Here is a 20,875-nt window from a genome sequence, read left to right on the forward strand (position 1 = left end):
AAGGAGCTGGAATAAAGCCGCTTAGTGTAACGGAAAGTGGCGCAAACACCGAGAGTCAGAGGCGCCCGCGGGTAGAGGTAGGCGTAAAACAACACCGCCCGGCACAGGGCCAGGCGGTTGTCATGCAGCGAGCCGTTAAATGGCTACGCTTTTCTGACCTTACTAATGACCCACAGTAGCACCACGGCACCAACTATTGCGGTAACCAGTGAACCGATGAAGCCACCTGAGGAAAGGCCTATCAGGCTAAACAGAAAACCGCCAATGACCGCGCCAACAATACCCACACCAATGTTACCGAGGATGCCAAAGCCGCCACCACGCATGATGTTGCCAGCAATCCAACCAGCTAAACCACCAATGATTAACCATGCAATAAAGCCCATATAGTCTCCTTACTATTTCAATTACAGGTTTTAGTTACGCGTTTTACCTAGCCGTCGCGCTTGTTCTACCATAGCACACAGCGCTACTGTTCTGCGCCTAGTCAGTATAGATGCTTGGCAACTTTTAAAGGAAAATTCATGATCCCCGACTCGCTCAAACAGCTGCTTAACAGCACACAGGGCCAACAAACGGCCCAGTGGGAAGGCCGCGACGTGGTACTTTTCAATATGCCTTGGGGCGAATTGGTGATCAGCCTACAGGGGGCTCATGTACTGCATTTTCGCCCCATGGGAGACACTGATTGGCTATGGTTGACGCCCACGCCGCAGGCGTTACCAGGCGCTATACGGGGCGGCATTCCGGTCTGCTGGCCGTGGTTTGCCGACGAACGCTATGCCGATGAAAGCCCTAATCATGATGGCCCTTTTCATGGCCTCGCACGCCACGCCGGCTGGCGCTTAGACGCCGTTGACGAACATGCCGAAGGCATTGAAGTGCATCTTTCTCCAGAGCAGCGCCTGCATACTCAGTTGACTGCGCGGCTGGTCGTTCAAGCGAATGCTCAGCGGCTCAACGTTGAGCTCATTAGTGAGAATATTGGCGAAACGCCGGTCAAAACGAGCGCCGCACTGCACACTTACCTAGCCGTTGCCGATGTCCATCAGTGCCGTCTGGAAGGCCTTTCCGGAGCGCGCTATCTCGACAAGCTGCGCGACTTTGCCGAAAGCGAACAGCAAGGCACGCTGGCGGTTCAGGGGGCGGTAGACCGCATCTATCATACCAACGCAGCAGTGCTGCTAAGCGACGGCGAGCGCAGCCTGCGCATCAGCAAGCAGTCGAGCGACTCAACCGTAGTATGGCATCCCAACAACGACCTCCCTAGCGATACCCCCGCCGAGGCAGCACGTCATTTTATCTGTGTCGAAGCCGCCAATACGCGCCTGGACCCTGTTTGGCTCGTGCCCGCTGCCCAGCACCTGCTAGGCACCACCTTGAGCCGCGGTTAATCGTCCGTTCATCAATGTGTTGCTACGCTATACGCTGTTAATCTCGACGCTATTAACCTAGACACCGTTAATCTAGACATCGTCAATCTAGACAGGGCTACTCTACACATGGCTAATCTGTGCCAGCGCTATGATTGACCACATAGCGCATACTGCGACTAGTGAATGCCACAATAGATAGCGGCTTTGACGATGAGTGGCAGAGCCAACGTAGGAAAGCAACATAAAAGGGATCGATAGGATGCGCCAACCGTTAAGTCGCGAACTAAGCAATTTGCTAGAGCGAGGGCGCGATCGCCAGCTGCGCTTAGCGGTCACGGGCCTCTCTCAAGCGGGCAAAACTGCTTTTTTGACCTCGCTGGTCAATCAGCTACGCCATGCCGGCATCGAAGCACGGCTTGACTTGCTACCTGCCGCCCGCGAAGGCCGTCTACTCGGCGCACAGCGGCTTAATCAGCCCGATTTGGGCGTGCCCCGCTTTCCCTATGACCCGGGCATGGCCGCACTGCGCGATACGCCACCACGCTGGCCAGAACCCACCCGTGGCATCAGTGAATTACGCTTACAGCTGCGCTACCGCCCTGCCCGCAGCGGCTGGCTTACGCCTGAGATTGCTCACCTTACCCTGGATCTTTTTGACTACCCCGGCGAATGGCTGCTCGACCTACCGTTATTACAGCACGACTTTTACAGCTGGAGCCAAGCGCAGGCAATGCATGAGGGCGAACAACGCCGCGGCCTATTTAGCGAGTGGCTGACAGCCGTGGCATCGCTCGACCCGGCCAGCGAAGCCGATGAAGCCCAGCTCGCCGCGCTAGCCGAGGAATACGCGCAAGGATTACGCCGTGCCAAGCAGGCCGGCTTTTCTGATCTTCAGCCAGGCCGCTTTTTGCTGCCGGGTGAGCTAGAAGGCGCCCCGGTGCTGCAATTTTTCCCTCTGCCGCAGCTAAGCGCTTCCAAAGAGGCGCTAGAAGCATTGCCGGCTAACAGCCTCTACGCCACGCTGGCCGCGCGTTTTCGCTACTATCAACAGCAGGTAGTAAAGCCCTTTTACCGCGATCACTTTCGCCGCTTTGATCGTCAAATTGTACTGGTGGATGTGCTCGGTGCGCTCAACGCGGGGCCTGAACGGTTTGAAGACCTTTCCCGCGCGCTGCGCCAACTAATGCACAGTTTTGATTACGGCAAGCGTAGCCTGCTCACGCGCCTATTCGCACCAAGAATTGATCGCCTAGCGATTGCGGCGACCAAGGCCGATCACGTCACACCCGACCAACATGGTCACGTGATACAGCTGCTTGAAGCCCTTTTGGCAGAGCCGCTGAAAGATCTGCGCTTCGCCAACGTGCCTGTCAAAGCACTTTCGCTAGCGTCGATACGCGCCACAGAAGCACGTGAAGTGACTCACGAAGGTAAGCGATCGCCTGCACTTCGCGGCACGACGCTTGAAGGCGAAGACGTGCTGGTTTATCCCGGCGATGTGCCCGCTAGACTACCCACCGCTGATTTCTGGCAACAGCAGGGCTTTGATTTTCCAGGTTTTCGCCCAATGCAGAGCCACTCAGAAGCGCTAGATCATATTCGCATGGACGCCGCCATCGACTGGCTGATTGGAGACAAATTGACATGACCACCCCTCAGCCACGCCGTCACTTCACGCTGGATGACAGGCCAGATAACACCCCGGAAGTAGACCCCGCTCTGCGTCAGCGCGAAGCCTTTGCGGGCACCAGTGAGCATCATCCGCTGGCACCGGTTGCGGAAGAGAAAGCACTGCCTGCCGCCAGCCTAGGCGCTCCGCGCAAGCGCCGCTGGGGGATGCTTTTTGCCTTAGTAGGCAGTGCTGGACTGGGTACGGCAGAGCTGGTCACCGGCATTCCAGACGCGCTGGCCCAGTCTCAGTGGCTCGCCATTGCGTGGCAGCTATTTGGCATTAGCCTGATTGGTTTAGGCAGCCTTTCACTGCTCAAAGAACTGGGCCGTTTGCGTCGCTTAAAACGCCACGACAAACTGCGCGGTGATCTTACTGAGCTGCCCTTACGCTCCCCCCGCCAAGCGCTCGCCATGGCTGAGCAGCTTAAACGCCAGCTCAAGCTCGCCGATGATGATCCCCACTGGCTGGCTTTTCAACGCGCCAGCCAGCCTCATCATAGTGGGGAAGAAATTCAAACACTGCTGCGCTATCACCTTCTGGCACCGCGTGATCGTGAGGCCCAGCGACTGATTACCCGCATGTCGGGTGAAACCGCGATTATGGTGGCGATCAGCCCGCTAACACTTGTTGATATGGCGCTAGTGGCCTGGCGCAGCTTAGCGATGGTCGATCGATTATGCCGTCTTTACGGGCTTGAACTAGGCTATGCCAGCCGCCTGCGGCTGTTTCGCAACGTACTACACAATATGGCCTTCGCCGGTGCTAGTGAATTGGCCACCGAGGCCAGCATGGATATGCTTTCGCTCGATTTAGCCGGCCGCCTTTCTGCCCGTGCAGGGCAAGGGCTCGCCACCGGGCTGCTGAGTGCTCGCTTAGGACTACGTGCCCAGCGCCTTTGCCGCCCGATACCTTTCACGGCCGAGGAGCAACCCAGGCTGGCTGATCTACGCCAAGACCTGTGGCGTCAGATCAAGCGCTTAGATAAAGAAACCGTTGCGCAGAGCCGCTGAGAAGGTAAACAGCAGCCAACTTTTTTCGCCAACAGGCTGGGATTCAACGCTGCGTAACCTCATGATGGGGTTTTAGTTAGCATGCTCCAATGAGGAATAATTGGTTATGAGCACTCCCAATGAGTCGGAGCCGCACTCGGTTGCAGATGACATGCAAACCGACTACGTCGTCGGCCAGGACAATATTAAGGGGCAGTTTGGCCCCATCGGCTTCGATATCCACAACCGCGTCTTTATGGTATCGGCACTGGCCTCGGCCACATTCATCATACTCACACTGCTGTTTCCCGAACGAGCGGAAAGTATTTTCCAGTCCATTGTCGCTTTCTCAACGGGCACGCTGGACTGGTATTTCATGATTTTGGTCGATTTCTTTATTCTGTTTTGCTTAGCGCTGGTTGTTCTGCCTTATGGATCAATCAGGCTGGGCGGTGCCGATGCACGACCCGACTATAGCTACCTCTCCTGGTTCGCGCTGCTATTTACCGCAGGCATTGGCATTGGCCTACTGTTCTTTGGCGTACTGGAGCCGGTTTATCATGCCAACGTTTCGCTGCCACTGGGCATTGAGCCACCGTTCGGCGCCAATGGCGAGCTGAACCCTGAAGCTGTTGCTAACGCCAGTGCGATGGGCCTTGCAGGCACCTATCTTCACTGGGGTATACATGGCTGGGCAGTTTATGTAGTCATGGCATTAGGGCTAGGTCTGTTTACCTATAATAAGGGTCTACCCTTCTCGATTCGCTCGGTATTTTTTCCGATACTGGGTGATCGTGTCTGGGGCTGGTGGGGCCATGTGATCGATATCCTGGCGGTATTTTCCACCTTATTTGGGTTGGCTACATCGCTTGGGTTAGGGGCACAGCAGGCCAATGCGGGGATGAACTTCGTCTTCGGTATGGAAGTAAACACCACGACCCAGGTCATCGTGATCGTACTGGTCACGGCGGCGGCTCTGGTCTCGGTCTGGCGTGGACTAGAGGGGGGCGTTAAAAAGCTCTCCGAAATTAATATGGTGCTGGCGGTCCTGTTCTTCTTCTTCGTACTGCTTGCGGGTCCGACCTTGCTAGCCTTAACCGGATTCTGGTCGGGACTCACCACCTATGTCACTGAGTTTCTGCCGTTATCAGCGCCCTTTGGTCGTGACGACGATGCCTATCGCCAGGCCTGGACAATTTTCTATTGGGCTTGGTGGATCAGTTGGGCACCTTTCGTCGGTATGTTTATCGCCCGTGTATCAAAGGGCCGTACGGTGCGTGAATTCATACTTTGTGTATTGCTGGTTCCCAGCCTGTTTATCTTTATCTGGATGGGCGTATTTGGCTCAACGGCGCTTGAACAGCTCTATGCTGACCCGACAACCAGCCTGGTCAAAGAGTACGTGATCGACAATTACAGACCCGAGCTTTCGCTGTTCGGCATGCTGAATGAGTTACCACTGACAGGCCTGATGTCGACGCTTGGCATTATTCTGGCGCTGATTTTCTTTATCACGTCGTCAGATTCAGGCTCTCTGGTAATTGATACCATCACTGCCGGTGGGAAAATTGATGCCCCCCGCCCACAGCGGATGTTCTGGGCGATCATTGAAGGTCTGATAGCGATTGTGCTGCTTATCGGCGGTGGCCTGACCGCACTTCAGGCAGGCGTCACCGCGACGGCCATTCCGTTCTCGATCGTGATGCTGCTGATGTGTTATTCAATCATCAAAGCGCTTAATAGCGAACTGCGTCTGATACGCTCCTGAAAAGAACATCCCTGCGGAGAGATCAGCAGGGATGTTTAATGTGTTCCTCAACGCTTAAAGCTTAAACCGCTGTTGCAGCCACTTGGCAACAGCGGCTTCCCCATGATGGCCGATACGCTCGGCACCCTTTACGCGATCAAATAGTGCCGGGTGGGCATTAGCCATTACCTGTGCCTCCCCTGCCAAGTCGAGCATTTCGGTATCGTTGAGATTATCTCCAAAGGCTAGGCATGCAGCCGGGGTTAAATCTAATCGTTCAAGCAGCGCTGCTAACGCTACGCCTTTGTTGACCCCACCCGCCATAATTTCCAGCGAATAATCTGTTGAATAGGTAATGTGCAGCGCGTCGCCATAGGCCTCTTGAAGCTGAGCTTCAAGGCGTTTTAGCGCATTAGGATCACCTAAATAGAGCACTTTGCCGACGCCACTGCTATCCATCTGTGCGGGGGGAACTACCTGATAGCGAAAACCGGTGGACGCGTGCAGGGTGAGCAACTGCGGAGCATCCTGGTCAATATGCCAGCCGCTTTCGCGGTACAGATTAAGCCGCACTTCCGGCGGACGCGGCAGATTGATCAGCGCCTGCGCGTGCTCAGCCGCCAAGTGAGATGACGCCAGCAGCCTGCCTGCCGGATCGTGAACATAGGCACCGTTGGTACTGATCAGATGCGCAGGGATCGCTAGCTGATCGCGAAACACCTTCATATCATCATAGTGACGGCCCGAGGCAAGCGCCACATGATGGCCTTGCTTGACCAGCGATCGCAGTACCTCAACCGTGCTGGGGTGTAGCGTGTGGTCGCCCCCTAACAGGGTTCCATCCAGGTCAGAAACAATCAGGCGAGGTGTCATAGCGCGCTCCATGGGCGTGGCTGTTTAGCTTAACCGATTCGGCTGAGCGCTTGTAAGCCTTTGACTCGCCGTCATCAGCGCCAACTTCGCATGGCGACAATTGGCGCGGCCTGCGGGAATCCGTATAGTGGCACCCTAACTCTCGCCAACTGATTGAGCTCATGCTTCAGAATAACTCCATGCTTGCCCAGCTCAAGCAACAGATTCGTCAAACCACCCCCCGCGCTGAAGGGGTGATCAAAGCCACCGACAAAGGTTTCGGTTTTCTCGAAACCGACGACGGTGAATCTTATTTCGTGCCGCCGCCGGCCATGAAGCAAGTGCTTCACGGTGATCGCGTGGAAGCGGTTATCCACGAGAACGGTGACAAAAAATCCGTTGAGCCCGAAAAGCTGATTGAGGCTGGGCTGGATCGATTTGTGGCCCGCGTGCAAAAGCGTGAAGGTCGGCTTGCCGTGGTACCCGATCATCCGTCGATTAAAAATGTGATCAAGGCGCGGATTAAAAACAGCCTTGATGAAAACAGCATTGCCGACGGTGACTGGGTCGTTGCTCGCCTGGTGCGTCATCCACTCAAAGCCGATGACCGCGCCTTCTTTGCCCAGATTGATGAGCTGGTTGCTAAAAGTGATAACCCGGCCGTGCCGTGGCGCGTTACCCTGGCCCGCCACGCGCTGGAGCAAGAATGCCCCGATGCAGGCAGCGAATGGCCTTTGCATGATGAAGGCCTTACCCGCGAAGATTTAACGTCCACGCCCTTCTTCACCATTGATGGTGAGAAAACCCGCGATATGGATGATGCTTTGCACGTCGCCATCCGTGCCGAAGGCGGCTGGCGTTTAAGCGTGGCCATTGCCGACCCCACCGCCTACGTGGAAGAAGGCCATGCCGCTGATTTAGAAGCCCGCGTTCGCGCCTTTACCGTTTACCTGCCTGGCCAGAATGTCACCATGCTACCTGAACAGCTGGCCGACGACCTCTGCTCCCTGTGGGAAAACCAAGATCGCCCCGCGCTAGCCTGCACGCTGGACATCAATGCCGACGGCAGCCTGGGCGAGTATCGCTTCTTTGCAGCCAATGTGAAGTCCCACGCCAAGCTTGTTTATGACAACGTTTCTGACTGGATTGAAGGCCAAGGCGACTGGGCACCGGCGGACGATATCGCCGAGCAGCTCTCAGCGCTGCGCGACTTAACCGAAGCGCGTACCGCTTGGCGCAACGAACACGCACTGGTGTTTAAAGACCGCCCGGACTACGTCTTTGATTTGGATGCAGCCGGTAACGTATTGGCAGTGCGCACCGAAGAGCGCCGCATTGCCAACCGCATGATCGAAGAATCGATGATTGTGGCCAATGCCTGCTGCGCCGACTTCTTGGCAAACAACATCGGCCACGGGATCTTTAACGTGCACCGCGCGTTTGAACCGGAAAAAGCCGAAGCCGCCCAGGAATTCCTGGCAGGCCAGGAGATCGTGGTAGATCGCGAAGCGTTAACCGAGCTTGCCCGCTACACCGAGCTTAAGCGCGCACTGGAAAGCCGCGATGACGCTTGGCTAGACGCTCGCCTGCGCCGCTTTCAAGGCTTCACGATGATGTCGGCACAGCCTGGCCCGCACTTTGGCCTGGGTCTTGCGGCCTACGCCACCTGGACCTCGCCAATCCGTAAGTACGGCGACATGGTCAACCACCGCCTCATCAAACTTGTGCTTAAAGGCGAACAGGCCCCCGCCGAAGCTACTCAGCAGCTCACCGAGCAGTTGACGGAGCGCCGTCGCTTGAATCGTATGGCCGAGCGCGATGTTAAAGACTGGCTTTACGTCCGCTATCTAACGCCTGCCGCGCAGAATCAAGACACGTTTGAAGCCGAAGTTATGGCCATCAATCGTGGCGGCATGCGCGTTCGTCTGCTTGAAAATGGCGCAACGGCGTTTGTGCCCGCCCCCTTAATGCACAGTGATCGCAGCAAAGTGGTGATTGATGATAAAGAGGGCCGTATTCAGATCGAAGGAGAAGAACGCTATAAGCTGGGCGATCCGCTTCGCGTCGTGCTGACCGAAGCCCGCGAAGAGACTCGCTCACTGGTCGCTAAGCCTGCTGTTTAACGACAAAACACGACGTTAGTCAAAACGGCGCTTATTTAAGCGTCGTTTTTTTTATAGGCAAAAAAAAGAGCACCCGAAGGTGCTCTTTTGAAGCGTCAACGCTAACCGACCGGCACTTACCAGCCAGTGACTTCTTTTAGCGCATCGCCAATTTCAGCCAAAGAGCGCACGGTTTTAACACCGGCGTCTTCAAGGGCCGCAAACTTCTCGTCAGCGGTGCCTTTACCGCCAGAGATGATCGCGCCCGCATGGCCCATACGCTTGCCAGGAGGTGCAGTAACACCGGCAATGTAAGAAACCACTGGCTTAGAAACGTGGTCTTTAATGTAAGCCGCCGCTTCTTCTTCAGCCGTACCGCCGATTTCACCGATCATAACGATGGCTTCGGTTTTCGGGTCTTTCTCGAACATCTCAAGGATGTCGATGAAGTTAGAACCAGGAATCGGGTCGCCACCGATACCAACGCAGGTAGACTGACCAAAACCGTGATCAGTTGTCTGCTTAACGGCTTCATAGGTCAAAGTACCTGAACGCGATACGATGCCGACGCGGCCCGGCTGGTGAATGTGGCCCGGCATAATGCCGATTTTGCATTCACCCGGTGTAATAACACCTGGGCAGTTAGGGCCGATCAGACGTACGCCCAGCTCGTCGCATTTAACTTTTGCTTCGAGCATATCTAGCGTAGCAATGCCTTCCGTGATGCACACAATCAGCTTGATACCGGCATTCGCCGCTTCAAGGATTGAGTCTTTACAGAATGGCGCCGGTACGTAAATAACGCTAGCTTCCGCGCCGGTTTTTTCTACCGCTTCTTTAACGGTGTTAAACACGGGCAGACCGAGGTGCGTTTGGCCGCCTTTGCCCGGCGTAACACCACCGACCATTTGCGTACCGTAGGCAATCGCCTGCTCGGAGTGGAACGTGCCCTGGCCACCGGTAAAGCCCTGGCAGATGACCTTGGTGTTCTTATCGATCAGGATGCTCATTACTTGCCCTCCGCCGCTTTAACGACCTGCTGAGCCGCGTCGGTCAGACTGGTAGCCGCGATGATATTCAGACCGCTAGACGCTAATTTTTCAGCACCCAGCTCGGCGTTGTTACCTTCTAGACGTACGACAACCGGCACATTGACACCGACTTGCTCAACGGCACCGATAATGCCTTCAGCAATCATGTCGCAACGTACGATACCGCCGAAGATGTTAACCAGTACGGCTTTAACATTGTCGTCAGACAGGATGATTTTGAACGCTTCAGCTACGCGTTCCTTGGTTGCGCCGCCGCCGACGTCCAAGAAGTTTGCTGGCTTGCCGCCGCTCAGGTTAACGATATCCATCGTACCCATGGCCAAGCCTGCGCCATTTACCATGCAGCCGATGTTGCCATCAAGCGCCACATAGTTAAGCTCCCACTTCGCCGCATCGGCTTCGCGCTGGTCTTCTTGAGACGGGTCGCGCATAGCTTGCAGGTCTGGGTGGCGGTACAGCGCATTGCTGTCGAGGCCCAGTTTGGCGTCGAGGCAGTGCAGATTGCCTTCTTCGGTGACAACCAGCGGGTTAATTTCCAACAGCGCCAAGTCTTTGTCGTGGAACAACTGCGACAGACCTAGGAAAATCTTGGTGAACTGTTTGATCTGGTCGCCTTTCAGGCCCAGTGCAAACGCTAGTTCACGCGCTTGGTACGGCTGTGCGCCGACCAGCGGATCGATTTCTGCTTTAAGAATTTTTTCCGGCGTTTCTTCGGCAACTGTCTCGATCTCTACACCACCTTCGGTAGAAGCCATGAAGACAACGCGACGGGTAGTACGATCAACAACAGCGCCGAGGTACAGCTCATCAGCAATGTCAGTGCAGGTTTCAACCAGAATCTTGGCAACCGGCTGACCTTTTTCGTCAGTTTGGAAGGTTACTAAGTTCTTGCCTAACCATTTTTCTGCGAATGCTTTGGCTTCAGCCGGATCTTTGATCAGCTTAACGCCACCCGCTTTACCGCGGCCACCAGCGTGAACCTGGGCTTTAACAACCCACATGTCTCCGCCGATTTTTTTGCAAGCTTCTTCCGCTTCTTCGGGGGTGTCGACAGCAAAGCCTTTAGACACTGGTAGACCATAGTCGGCAAACAGCTGTTTACCTTGATACTCGTGAAGATTCATCGATTCATGCCATTGGTTGCATGTGACTCGAACGATGATCAGTTTTCTTTTAAGAGCAGTCTTACAAGAACGGTCTTAAAAGAACTGGTCATCCCCGTTCTTTCGATCTTTGCGTATGACGACAAAGCCGAAAGTGTTGCGCCACCCATAGGTGGCGCTTCGTTGTTGCTTACTGAATTATTTACGCTTCTTGCGATTGGCCATATGGATCGCATGGCCGTCTACTGCAAGCGCTGCTTCGTGCACAGCTTCCGACATAGTCGGGTGTGCATAGCAGGTTAGGGCCAGGTCTTCAGCGCTAGAGCCGAATTCCATTGCAATCACGCCCTGGGCTATCATTTCACCGGCGTGCTGACCCACGATGTGCATACCGAGAATACGGTCGGTTTCTGCATCAGCGATGATCTTGGCGCTACCTTCGGTGGCGTTATTAGCCATCGCACGGCCGCTGGCCGCGAAGGGGAAGGTACCGGTTTTGACTTCGATACCCTTAGCTTTGGCATCTTGCTCAGTGATGCCGACCCACGCCACTTCCGGGTAGGTATAGATGACGCTAGGAATAGTGTCGTAGTTCATCTCGGCTTTATGGCCCGCGATAATATCGGCGACCATAATGCCTTCTTCAGACGCTTTGTGTGCCAACATCGGGCCACGTACGCAGTCACCGATAGCGTAAACGCCCGGCACATTAGTACGGCACTGGTCATCGACAAAAATGAAGCCACGCTCGTCAAGCTCAATGCTAACGCCATCGGCAATCACGCCTTTGGTGTACGGGCGACGACCCACGCAAACGATGAGCTTATCAAACGTCATTTCCTGCTCGCCGTTGGCATCGCTATATGTCACAACGACTTCTTCGCCTTTAACTTCAGAGCCGGTCACGCGCGCGCCAAGCTTAATATCCAGGCCCTGCTTCTTGAGCAGTTTCTGAGTTTCTTTGGCAACGGTGGCATCCACCATTGGCAAGAAGGAGTCCATCGCTTCAAGCACGGTCACTTCAGAACCTAAACGGTTCCATACGCTGCCCAGCTCAAGGCCGATAATGCCTGCACCAATAACGCCTAAACGCTTAGGTGTTTCGGTGAATTCCAATGCGCCGGTAGAATCAACAATCAGGCCTTCAGTCAACGGCGTCGGCGGAATTTCAACCGGCACAGAGCCTGCGGCAATAACGATGTTATCGGCGTCGTAAGTAGAGGTGTTGCCCTCAGCATCGGTGACTTCAACCTGCTTGCCAGAAATCACTTTAGCGGTGCCTTCGAGAGCCGTTACACCGTTGGCTTTGAAGAGGCCAGAGATGCCGCTGGTCAAGTTCTTAACGATCTTGTCCTTGCGCGCAACCATCTTGGCAACGTCCATCGTGACGTCACCTGCCTGAATACCCATATCATCAAAATCGTGCTTGGCTTCGGCAAACTTGTGCGAGGCTTCAAGCAACGCTTTAGACGGAATGCAGCCTACGTTCAAGCACGTGCCGCCGTGAACGACATTGCCTTCTTTGCCGATCCATTTTTCGACACAAGCCGCTTTCAAGCCCATCTGGGCTGCGCGGATAGCGGCAACATAACCACCAGGGCCGGCACCGATGACGATCACATCAAACTTATCAGCCATGTTGGCTCCTTTAGCTTGCTAGCCTCTCGCCAGCTATTGACTTAAATCGGGCGAGAGGCAGTGTGCGATTGCAAATACATCCTGATTAAGCTTAAGCGCCGGCGTTAACAACGGCGCAAAGACTTATTAGACATCCAGCAGCAGACGTGCGGGATCTTCCAGCAATTCTTTCAACGTAACCAAGAAGCGAACGGCGTCTTTGCCGTCGATCATACGGTGGTCGTAGGAAAGCGCCAGATACATCATCGGACGAATTTCAACCTTACCGTTGATGGCCATTGGGCGATCCTGGATTTTGTGCATACCCAGAATGGCCGTTTGTGGCGGATTGATAATCGGTGTCGACATCAAAGAGCCAAAGGTGCCGCCATTGGTGATGGTAAAGGTGCCGCCGATCATGTCGTCCATGCCCAGCTTGCCATCACGACCACGCTTACCGAAGTCGACAATCGAGCGCTCAACGTCAGCAATTTTCATGCTGTCGGTATCACGCAGTACCGGCACAACCAAGCCACGGTCAGTGGATACCGCAACGCCGATATCTTGGTAGCCGTGATAAACGATATCGGTGCCGTCGATAGACGCGTTCACGTCAGGGAAACGCTTAAGCCCTTCTGAAGCGGCTTTTACAAAGAAGCCCATAAAGCCCAGTTTGATATCGTGGGCTTTTAAGAAGGTGTCTTTGTACTGCGCACGCAAGGCCATGATTGCGGTCATGTCCACTTCGTTATAAGTGGTCAGCATGGCCGCTGTTTGCTGCGCCTCAACCAACCGCTTGGCAATCGTCTTGCGCAGGCGGGTCATGGGTACGCGCTTCTCAACGCGCTCGCCTTCAGCCACCGGTGCAGCGGCCGCTTTCGCCGGTGCAGCAGCCTTAGCAGCCTTCTTAGCGGAGCCGTCTTTCACTGCTTTCTGAACGTCTTCTTTCAAGATACGGCCACCTTTACCGGTGCCCTCAATCTTGGCGACATCCAGGTCGTGCTCAGCAACCATCTTACGGGCAGACGGAGCAAGGATTTTGTCGCCCACTTTCTCATCGGCGCCATCATCATCGCTGCTGCTGCTGTCTGCTTTAGCAGGCGCTTCATCAGCACCACTGCTATCGCCGCCAGCACCTTCAGTAAACACGGCCAGAATCGCTTCGGACTCTACCTGGCTACCCTCTTCGGCTTTAATTTCAGCCAGGGCGCCGTCTGCCGGTGCAACGACTTCCAGCACTACTTTGTCGGTTTCGATGTCGGCAAGCACTTCATCGCGCTTAACCGCTTCGCCTACTTTTTTGTGCCACGTCGCCACGGTGCCTTCCTGAATCGACTCAGGAAAGCTGGGAGCTTTTACATCGTGCTTTTTGCCACCACCGTTACCGCTACTGGCAGGCTTGTCTTGCTTCTCTTCAGACGACTTGTCGTCAGATTTCTCGGCGGGCTTTTCAGCACTGTCATCGTCAGAAGATTTCTCTTCTTTTTTATCGCTGTCACCAGACGCACTGCCTTCGCCAATTTTGCCAAGCACCTGCTCTGACTGAACGGTATCGCCCTCTTCGGCCATTACGTCAGTCAGAACGCCAGCTTCTGGGGCGACGACTTCCAACACCACTTTGTCAGTTTCAATTTCAACAATCAGTTCGTCACGCTCAACGCGATCACCCGGCTTTTTATGCCACGCCGCCACACTGCCTTCGGCAACGGATTCCGGAAAGGTTGGCGCTTTGATCTCAGTAGCCATGTCGTTTCCCTTATGTGTTCTCTAAATCCAGTGGCCGCTTATAGATTAAAAGCGTCTTCCACCAGCTGGCGCTGCTGCTCAGTATGGACGGACATATAGCCGGCTGCCGGAGCAGCAGAGGCAGGACGTCCTGCGAATTTCAAATCGCGCCCGAAGCCATCTTTCAACATATCGGCCACCGCACGTATATTGTGCTGACTAGAGTACCAGGCGCCTTGGTTCAGCGGCTCTTCCTGACACCACACAATGTGTTCTACGTTGGTATAGTCCTTAAGCGCTTCCAGAAGCTCTTCTTTCGGGAAGGGATAAAGCTGCTCAAGGCGTAGAATCGCCGTGTCCTCACGCTCATTCTCCGCGCGCGAAGCTGCCAAGTCGTAATAAACCTTGCCAGCGCACAGTACAACACGTGTGACCTTTTCCGGTGCCAGGTCCGCTTGATCAGCAAGCACCATGTGGAACTTGCCGTGGGCAAGATCTTCAAGGCTCGAGATCGCTTCTTTATGACGCAGCAGCGATTTAGGTGTCATCACCACAAGAGGCTTACGCAGCGGACGGATCACCTGACGACGCAGCAAATGATAAATCTGCGCAGGCGTCGTCGGCACACATACTTGCATATTGTGCTCGGCACACATCTGCAAGAAACGCTCTAAGCGTGCTGAGGAGTGCTCCGGGCCCTGGCCTTCATAGCCATGGGGTAGCAGCATGGTTAAACCACACACACGGCCCCACTTCGTCTCACCTGAGGAGATGAACTGGTCCACTACCACCTGGGCACCGTTAAAGAAGTCACCAAACTGAGCTTCCCAGATCACCAAGTCATTCGGCGCGGTCGTTGAGTAGCCATACTCAAATGCCAGCACCGCTTCTTCCGACAGGAAGGAGTCGTGAATGGTGAAACACGGCTGCCCATCGGTCATATTCTGCAGCGGAACATAGGTCGAGCCGTCTTTCTGGTTGTGCACCACCGCATGGCGATGAGAGAAAGTACCGCGTCCTACGTCCTGCCCGGTAATACGAATCGGGTGACCTTGTTCTAGCAACGTGGCGTAAGCGAGAGTTTCTGCAAACCCCCAGTTAAGTGCCAGCCCACCGGCCTGCATCTTGCGCCGATCTTCATAAATCTTAGCAACCTGGCGCTGGACTTCGACACCGTCTGGAACCTCACACATGCGTGCGGCTAGCTGCTGCAGACGCTTCATCTCGAAGGTAGTGTCTGCATCGCCCGACCACTCATGACCCAGGTAGGGTGCCCAGTCAACAAACAGAGACTCATTGGGCTCTTGCACTAACGCATTGGCAACATGGTTACCGGCAACCAAATCGTTGCGATACGTTTCCACCATTTCTTTGGCGGATTCTTCTGACAGCACGCCCTGATCAACTAAGCGCTGGGCATACAGCGTGCGTGCAGAGGGATGGCCTTTGATTTTTGCATACATCATTGGCTGCGTGCCGGACGGCTCGTCAGCTTCGTTGTGACCGCGACGGCGGTAACAAACCAGATCGATCACCACGTCCTTTTTGAACTGCTGGCGATAGTCGAGAGCGACCTGTGTAGCATGCAGTACTGCATCCGGATCATCGCCATTAACATGAAAAATAGGCGCTTGAACCATCTTTGCAATATCAGTGCAGTATTCGGTAGAACGTGCATCCAGCGGATGTGACGTGGTAAAGCCCACTTGGTTATTAATCACAACGTGGACGGTACCGCCGGTCTTATAAGCACGGGTCTGGGACATCTGGAATGTCTCCATCACTACGCCCTGACCAGCAAAGGAAGCGTCACCGTGGACGTTGATAGGCAGCACTTTACTACCATCTTCATCCTTGCGGCGATCTTGACGAGCGCGAACCGAGCCTTCTACCACCGGCGCCACGATTTCTAGGTGCGATGGGTTAAACGACATGGCCAAGTGAACTTCGCCACCCGGAGACATGACGTTAGAACTAAAGCCCTGATGGTACTTAACGTCGCCTGAACCACGCTCGATGACTTTTTTACCATCAAACTCATCGATCAAATCAGTTGGGTTTTTACCCAAAATATTGACCAACAGGTTGAGTCGCCCGCGGTGTGCCATACCGATGACCACTTCCTTGGTGCCATAACCCCCGGCACGCTGGATGAGCTCATCCATCATTGGCACAAACGCTTCACCGCCTTCAAGGCCAAAACGCTTGGTACCTGGATATTTGGATGCTAGGTAATTCTCCAAACCTTCAGCCGCCGTCAAGCGCTCTAAAACGTGCTTGCGCACGTCAGCACTGAATTCGGGCGCACTGCGAACCGACTCAAAACGCCGCTGTAACCAGCGTTTTTCTTCTGTATCGACAATGTGCATGATTTCGCAGCCGATGGAGCGGCAATACGTGCGCTCCAGCGCATCCACGATATCGCGCAGCGGTGCTTTGTCGATGCCCAGAAAGAAAGAACCGGTTTGGAACTCGGTATCCAAATCAGCTTTTGAAAGCTGATGAAACGACAGATCGAGGTCCGGTACGGGGGTGGGATTACGCAGCCCTAGCGGGTCAATATTGGCCTTTTGATGACCACGGAAGCGATAGGCGTTAATCAGCTGCAGGACTTTCACCTGCTTTTTGTTCTCTCCGCTATCGGCAGCGGCAACTACGCGGCCCGGGCGATTTTCACGCCCCAGCTGGTAGAACTGATCACGTACTGGGCTTAGTGGGACATCGTGGGAGGCGCCGCCCTCGGGACGAGGCAGCTGATCAAAATAGCTGCGCCATTCGTCAAGGACAGACTCAGGATCTGCGAGGTACTGCTCGTAAAGCGCTTCCACGTAGTGAACATTGCCGCCACTAACGTGAGAGGAACGCCACATCAACTCCATTATGCCTTGTTGCATCTCTCGGTCACCCTGCACTGATGGGGTGGTATCGGTATCGTCGCAAGCGTGCGGCGACATCGCTGTTGCCCTGCCGGCGGGGCGATACATTTACCGGCGGCGCCGGCCAGCGGCCGGAAACCCTATTCATCTAACGATTTCTCATCAAGCAATTCTTCATCAAGCAATTCGTCGTCTAGCAATTCATCACCTAACGGTTCATAAGGCTTTTAATCTTCAGTTCATGCTCGAAAGCCGGTACCCAAGGCACCGGCTTTCAAACTTGCCTGGTCAGTAGTGCGACGCGACGCCGCACCACGTGACGAACCCTATGATAACAAGCGAAGCGCGATGATTTAAGTGGCATTGTTGCTCAACTTAAGCGCCGCCCGCTTTTTTACTCAAATGTCATACGTTTAGGTAGCATCGGCGAGTAGCATTTCGCGGATTTTACCAATCGCACGAGTAGGATTCAGGCCTTTTGGGCATACCGCCACACAGTTCATGATGCCACGGCACCGAAAAACCGAGAACGGATCTTCCAGGTTGCTCAGGCGCTCACTGGTGGCCGTATCACGAGAATCGGCCAGGAAGCGATATGACTGCAGCAGACCAGCAGGACCCACAAACTTCTCAGGATTCCACCAAAATGACGGGCACGACGTAGAACAGCATGCACACAGAATACACTCATACAGGCCATCTAGCTTGTCGCGCTCTTCCGGAGACTGTAGACGTTCAATAGCCGGCGCCGGCGTATCATTTTGCAGGTAAGGCTGAATACGCTCGTACTGCTTATAGAACAAGCCCATATCAACGACCATGTCGCGGATAACTGGCAAGCCAGGCAGTGGGCGCAGGGTCAGCTTGTTGTTTTTCACAACGTCTGACAGCGGCGTGATACAAGCCAAGCCGTTTTTGCCGTTCATGTTCATGCCGTCTGAACCACAAACGCCTTCACGGCAGCTGCGACGAAACGCCAGACCGCTGTCTTGCTCCTTCATTAGATGAAGAACATCCAGCACCATTACATCGCGGCCTTTGGTATCGACCTGAAACTCCTGCATATAAGGTGCGGAGTCGGTTTCCGGATTATAGCGGTATACGGATACCTGAAGATTGGACATAGTGACTCCCTCTCGTCAATGCGGAGTTTAGTAGGTACGAACCTTCGGTTCGAACGTATCAACAGTTTTCGGCTTGAAGTTAACGTCGCGCTGCTTCATTTGCTTAGTCAGCGGGAAGTAAAGCGAGTGCTTCAGCCAGTTGACATCATCACGGTCTGGATAGTCATAGCGCGAGTGGGCGCCACGGCTTTCTTTACGTTCAAGGGCAGCGATCGCCGTCGCTTCTGCCACTTCCATTAAGTTATCAAGCTCCAGCGCTTCCACACGTGCAGTGTTGAAGGCATTGGACTTATCCGGCAGGTAGGCATTACCGATCCGTCCACGCAGCTGCGCTAGCTTCTCGACGCCTTCCAGCATGTTTTTCTCTTCGCGGAATACGCCGAAGGAGGTCTGCATGATTTCCTGAAGCTCAGCTTTTAGCTCAGGAATGCTTTCGCCGCCTTCCGACTCATTCCAGCGATTGATGCGCTTCATTGCCAACTCAACGTCAGACTCAGAGGCATCCAGGTAGTCGATCCCTTCGTTCAGTGCACCTTCGATGAACATGCCCGCGGCACGGCCAAAGACCACCAAATCAAGCAGTGAGTTGCCGCCCAGACGGTTAGCACCGTGAACAGATACACACGCTGCCTCACCACAAGCGAATAGGCCGTTAACGATATGATCGTTACCGCTTTCGTCTTGTGTAATCGCCTGGCCATGAATGTTGGTGGGAATACCGCCCATCATATAGTGGCAGGTCGGTACGACCGGAATCGGGTCGGTAGCAGGATCGACATGAGCAAAGGTCTTAGAAAGCTCAACGATACCCGGCAAGCGCTTACCAAGAACGTCTTCGCCCAAGTGGTCAAGCTTCAAGAAGACGTGATCGCCCTTCTCACCACAGCCACGACCTTCCAAAATTTCCATGACCATCGAACGAGCAACCACGTCACGGCCGGCCAAATCTTTGGCGTTCGGTGCATAACGCTCCATAAAGCGCTCGCCGTCTTTATTGATCAGGTAGCCACCTTCACCACGACAACCTTCTGTGACCAGCGTACCCGCGCCGTAAATACCGGTCGGGTGGAACTGCCACATTTCCATGTCTTGCATCGGAAAACCGGCGCGCATTGCCATGCCAATGCCATCACCCGTATTGATCAAGGCATTGGTCGTGGAGGCGTAAATACGACCCGCACCACCGGTCGCCAGTACGGTGGCTTTCGATTTAACGTGAACCACTTCACCGGTTTCGATGCACATAGCGATGCAGCCAACCACATCACCGTCAGCATTTTTAACCAAATCTACCGCGTACCACTCATTGAGGAACACTGTGTTGTTCTTCAAGTTGTTCTGATACAGGGTGTGCAACAACGCGTGGCCGGTACGGTCAGCCGCGGCACAGGTGCGTGCAGCCTGGCCACCTTCACCAAAGTTTTTAGACTGGCCGCCAAACGGACGCTGATAAATGCGGCCGTTATCTAAGCGCGAGAACGGCAGCCCCATGTGCTCAAGCTCAAACACCGCCTTCGGGCCTTCGGAACACATATATTCAGCCGCGTCTTGGTCAGCAATATAGTCGCCGCCTTTAACGGTATCGTACATGTGCCAGCGCCAATCATCGTTCGGATCATCAGATGCAATCGCGCAAGTAATGCCGCCCTGGGCAGAAACGGTGTGAGAGCGCGTCGGGAAAACTTTTGATAACACGGCCGTCTTTTTGCCGGACTTCGCAAGCTCTAGAGCGGCTCGCAGGCCAGCGCCACCGCCACCAATAATAATGGCGTCAAACGTCAGGCTACGCAGATTAGACATGTATCAAGCTCCCCACAGAATTTGAATGCCCCACACCAAATACACGAAAATACCCAAAATAATGACAGCTTGGGCACCCATGCGCAGGCAAGTAGACTTAAGATAGTCAGTGGTTACGGTCCACAGGCCGATCCAGGCGTGTGCCGCGATGGCGATAAAGGCCAATAGCGAGAAAATTCGCATCCACGTTTGGTTGAACAGGCCGCTCCATGCGTAATAATCAAGGTTCGGATTAAACAGCAAGAAGCCGACGATAAAGACCGTATAAAGAGCCAGAATCACCGCGGATACGCGCTGCATCAGCCAGTCAGAAAGCCCACTACGGCCAAAGCTAGTGATGTTAGTTACCATACCCAAACTCCTGCCAAAATAATCAGAACGGCACTGACCACGACGGTGACCTGGGCCTTTTTCACGCCACCCTCAAGGGTCACACCAATGTCGGCATCCATCAGCAGGTGTTTAATACCGGCGACAAAATGGAATGCCAAGGCGGACAACAGCCCCCAAGCAATGAACTTAGCCAAGAAATTATTGGCTAACGCATTGCTAACGGCGTCAAAACCCGCCGGAGATGACAATGACTTACCTAGCGCCCAAAAAGCGAAAATCAGGCCAACGAACAGGATGACACCCGTGATGCGGTGTGTGATCGACGTCAATGCCGGTAGTGGGAAATGTATTGTAGATAGATCTAGGTTTACGGGTCGTTTGCTATTCACGGCTTTATACACACTCTCTTGGCCCGCTCTGCGACAGGTCGGGCATGGCCCGAGCGGGCAGTGGTTGCTGGAAGGGGCTCGGCCGTTGCCAAGTCGGGCACGACCACCTACCTGCCGG

16 protein-coding genes are annotated in these 20,875 nt (G+C 54.5%); 5 read left to right on the forward strand and 11 right to left on the reverse strand.

Annotated elements, in window-relative coordinates; translation table 11 throughout:
• Positions 1-143: 143 nt before the first annotated feature.
• The gene (locus tag ACT3RP_RS01200; RefSeq protein ID WP_096281423.1) at positions 144-386 is read right to left on the reverse strand and encodes a GlsB/YeaQ/YmgE family stress response membrane protein; all 243 of its coding nucleotides are present in this window, start codon (positions 384-386) and stop codon (positions 144-146) included.
• 138 nt (positions 387-524) lie between these two features.
• Between ACT3RP_RS01200 and ACT3RP_RS01205 the strand changes: the two genes are divergently transcribed.
• The 4 genes from ACT3RP_RS01205 (at position 525) to ACT3RP_RS01220 (ending at position 5,805) form a co-directional block, all read left to right on the forward strand.
• Positions 525-1,394 carry a D-hexose-6-phosphate mutarotase gene (locus tag ACT3RP_RS01205; RefSeq protein ID WP_444624660.1) on the forward strand — a complete coding sequence of 290 codons (870 nt, stop codon included), beginning with the start codon at positions 525-527 and terminating at the stop codon, positions 1,392-1,394.
• Between the two features lie 241 nt (positions 1,395-1,635).
• Entirely contained in the window at positions 1,636-3,024 is a 1,389-nt protein-coding gene (locus ACT3RP_RS01210; protein WP_193063402.1) for a YcjX family GTP-binding protein, read from the forward strand.
• Entirely contained in the window at positions 3,021-4,058 is a 1,038-nt protein-coding gene (locus ACT3RP_RS01215) for a YcjF family protein (protein WP_444624658.1), read from the forward strand. Before ACT3RP_RS01210 ends, ACT3RP_RS01215 begins: the two co-directional genes overlap by 4 nt.
• A 106-nt stretch (positions 4,059-4,164) precedes the next feature.
• Complete coding sequence (locus tag ACT3RP_RS01220) at positions 4,165-5,805, forward strand: BCCT family transporter (RefSeq protein ID WP_483393071.1); 1,641 nt, start codon at positions 4,165-4,167, stop codon at positions 5,803-5,805.
• Between the two features lie 54 nt (positions 5,806-5,859).
• On the opposite strand, the gene ACT3RP_RS01225 is transcribed toward ACT3RP_RS01220, so the two are convergent.
• A complete protein-coding gene (locus ACT3RP_RS01225) occupies positions 5,860-6,657 on the reverse strand; it encodes an HAD family hydrolase (protein ID WP_483393072.1) in 798 nt (265 codons plus the stop codon).
• 161 nt (positions 6,658-6,818) lie between these two features.
• On the opposite strand from ACT3RP_RS01225, the gene ACT3RP_RS01230 reads away from it, so the two are divergent.
• On the forward strand, positions 6,819-8,759 hold the full coding sequence (locus ACT3RP_RS01230; protein WP_096281435.1) for an exoribonuclease II: 1,941 nt from the start codon (positions 6,819-6,821) through the stop codon (positions 8,757-8,759).
• A gap of 116 nt (positions 8,760-8,875) precedes the next feature.
• Here the strand turns inward: ACT3RP_RS01230 and sucD are convergent, their stop codons facing one another.
• The 9 genes from sucD to sdhC form a co-directional block, all read right to left on the reverse strand.
• Entirely contained in the window at positions 8,876-9,748 is an 873-nt protein-coding gene (gene sucD, locus ACT3RP_RS01235) for a succinate--CoA ligase subunit alpha (RefSeq protein WP_193063408.1), read from the reverse strand.
• Entirely contained in the window at positions 9,748-10,914 is a 1,167-nt protein-coding gene (gene sucC, locus ACT3RP_RS01240) for an ADP-forming succinate--CoA ligase subunit beta (protein ID WP_008958560.1), read from the reverse strand. The genes sucD and sucC overlap by 1 nt, the downstream gene beginning before the upstream one ends.
• Before the next feature lie 177 nt (positions 10,915-11,091).
• Positions 11,092-12,531 (reverse strand): dihydrolipoyl dehydrogenase, encoded by a 1,440-nt coding sequence (gene lpdA, locus ACT3RP_RS01245; RefSeq protein WP_096281440.1) that lies wholly within the window; start codon positions 12,529-12,531, stop codon positions 11,092-11,094.
• Between the two features lie 126 nt (positions 12,532-12,657).
• Complete coding sequence (gene odhB, locus ACT3RP_RS01250) at positions 12,658-14,256, reverse strand: 2-oxoglutarate dehydrogenase complex dihydrolipoyllysine-residue succinyltransferase (protein ID WP_096281442.1); 1,599 nt, start codon at positions 14,254-14,256, stop codon at positions 12,658-12,660.
• Between the two features lie 38 nt (positions 14,257-14,294).
• A complete protein-coding gene (locus tag ACT3RP_RS01255) occupies positions 14,295-17,129 on the reverse strand; it encodes a 2-oxoglutarate dehydrogenase E1 component (protein ID WP_096282398.1) in 2,835 nt (944 codons plus the stop codon).
• A 395-nt stretch (positions 17,130-17,524) separates the two neighbouring features.
• Positions 17,525-18,235 carry a succinate dehydrogenase iron-sulfur subunit gene (locus tag ACT3RP_RS01260; RefSeq protein WP_096281444.1) on the reverse strand — a complete coding sequence of 237 codons (711 nt, stop codon included), beginning with the start codon at positions 18,233-18,235 and terminating at the stop codon, positions 17,525-17,527.
• A gap of 27 nt (positions 18,236-18,262) precedes the next feature.
• A complete protein-coding gene (sdhA, locus tag ACT3RP_RS01265; RefSeq protein WP_427046949.1) occupies positions 18,263-20,035 on the reverse strand; it encodes a succinate dehydrogenase flavoprotein subunit in 1,773 nt (590 codons plus the stop codon).
• 3 nt (positions 20,036-20,038) lie between these two features.
• Entirely contained in the window at positions 20,039-20,386 is a 348-nt protein-coding gene (gene sdhD, locus ACT3RP_RS01270; protein ID WP_096281448.1) for a succinate dehydrogenase, hydrophobic membrane anchor protein, read from the reverse strand.
• Positions 20,380-20,757, reverse strand: coding sequence for a succinate dehydrogenase, cytochrome b556 subunit (gene sdhC, locus ACT3RP_RS01275; RefSeq protein ID WP_483393073.1), 378 nt, complete (start codon positions 20,755-20,757; stop codon positions 20,380-20,382). Before sdhC ends, sdhD begins: the two co-directional genes overlap by 7 nt.
• Positions 20,758-20,875 lie beyond the last annotated feature (118 nt).

This window comes from Halomonas sp. AOP5-B2-8, assembly GCF_052376475.1.
Taxonomy (GTDB): Bacteria; Pseudomonadota; Gammaproteobacteria; order Pseudomonadales; family Halomonadaceae; genus Vreelandella; species Vreelandella casei.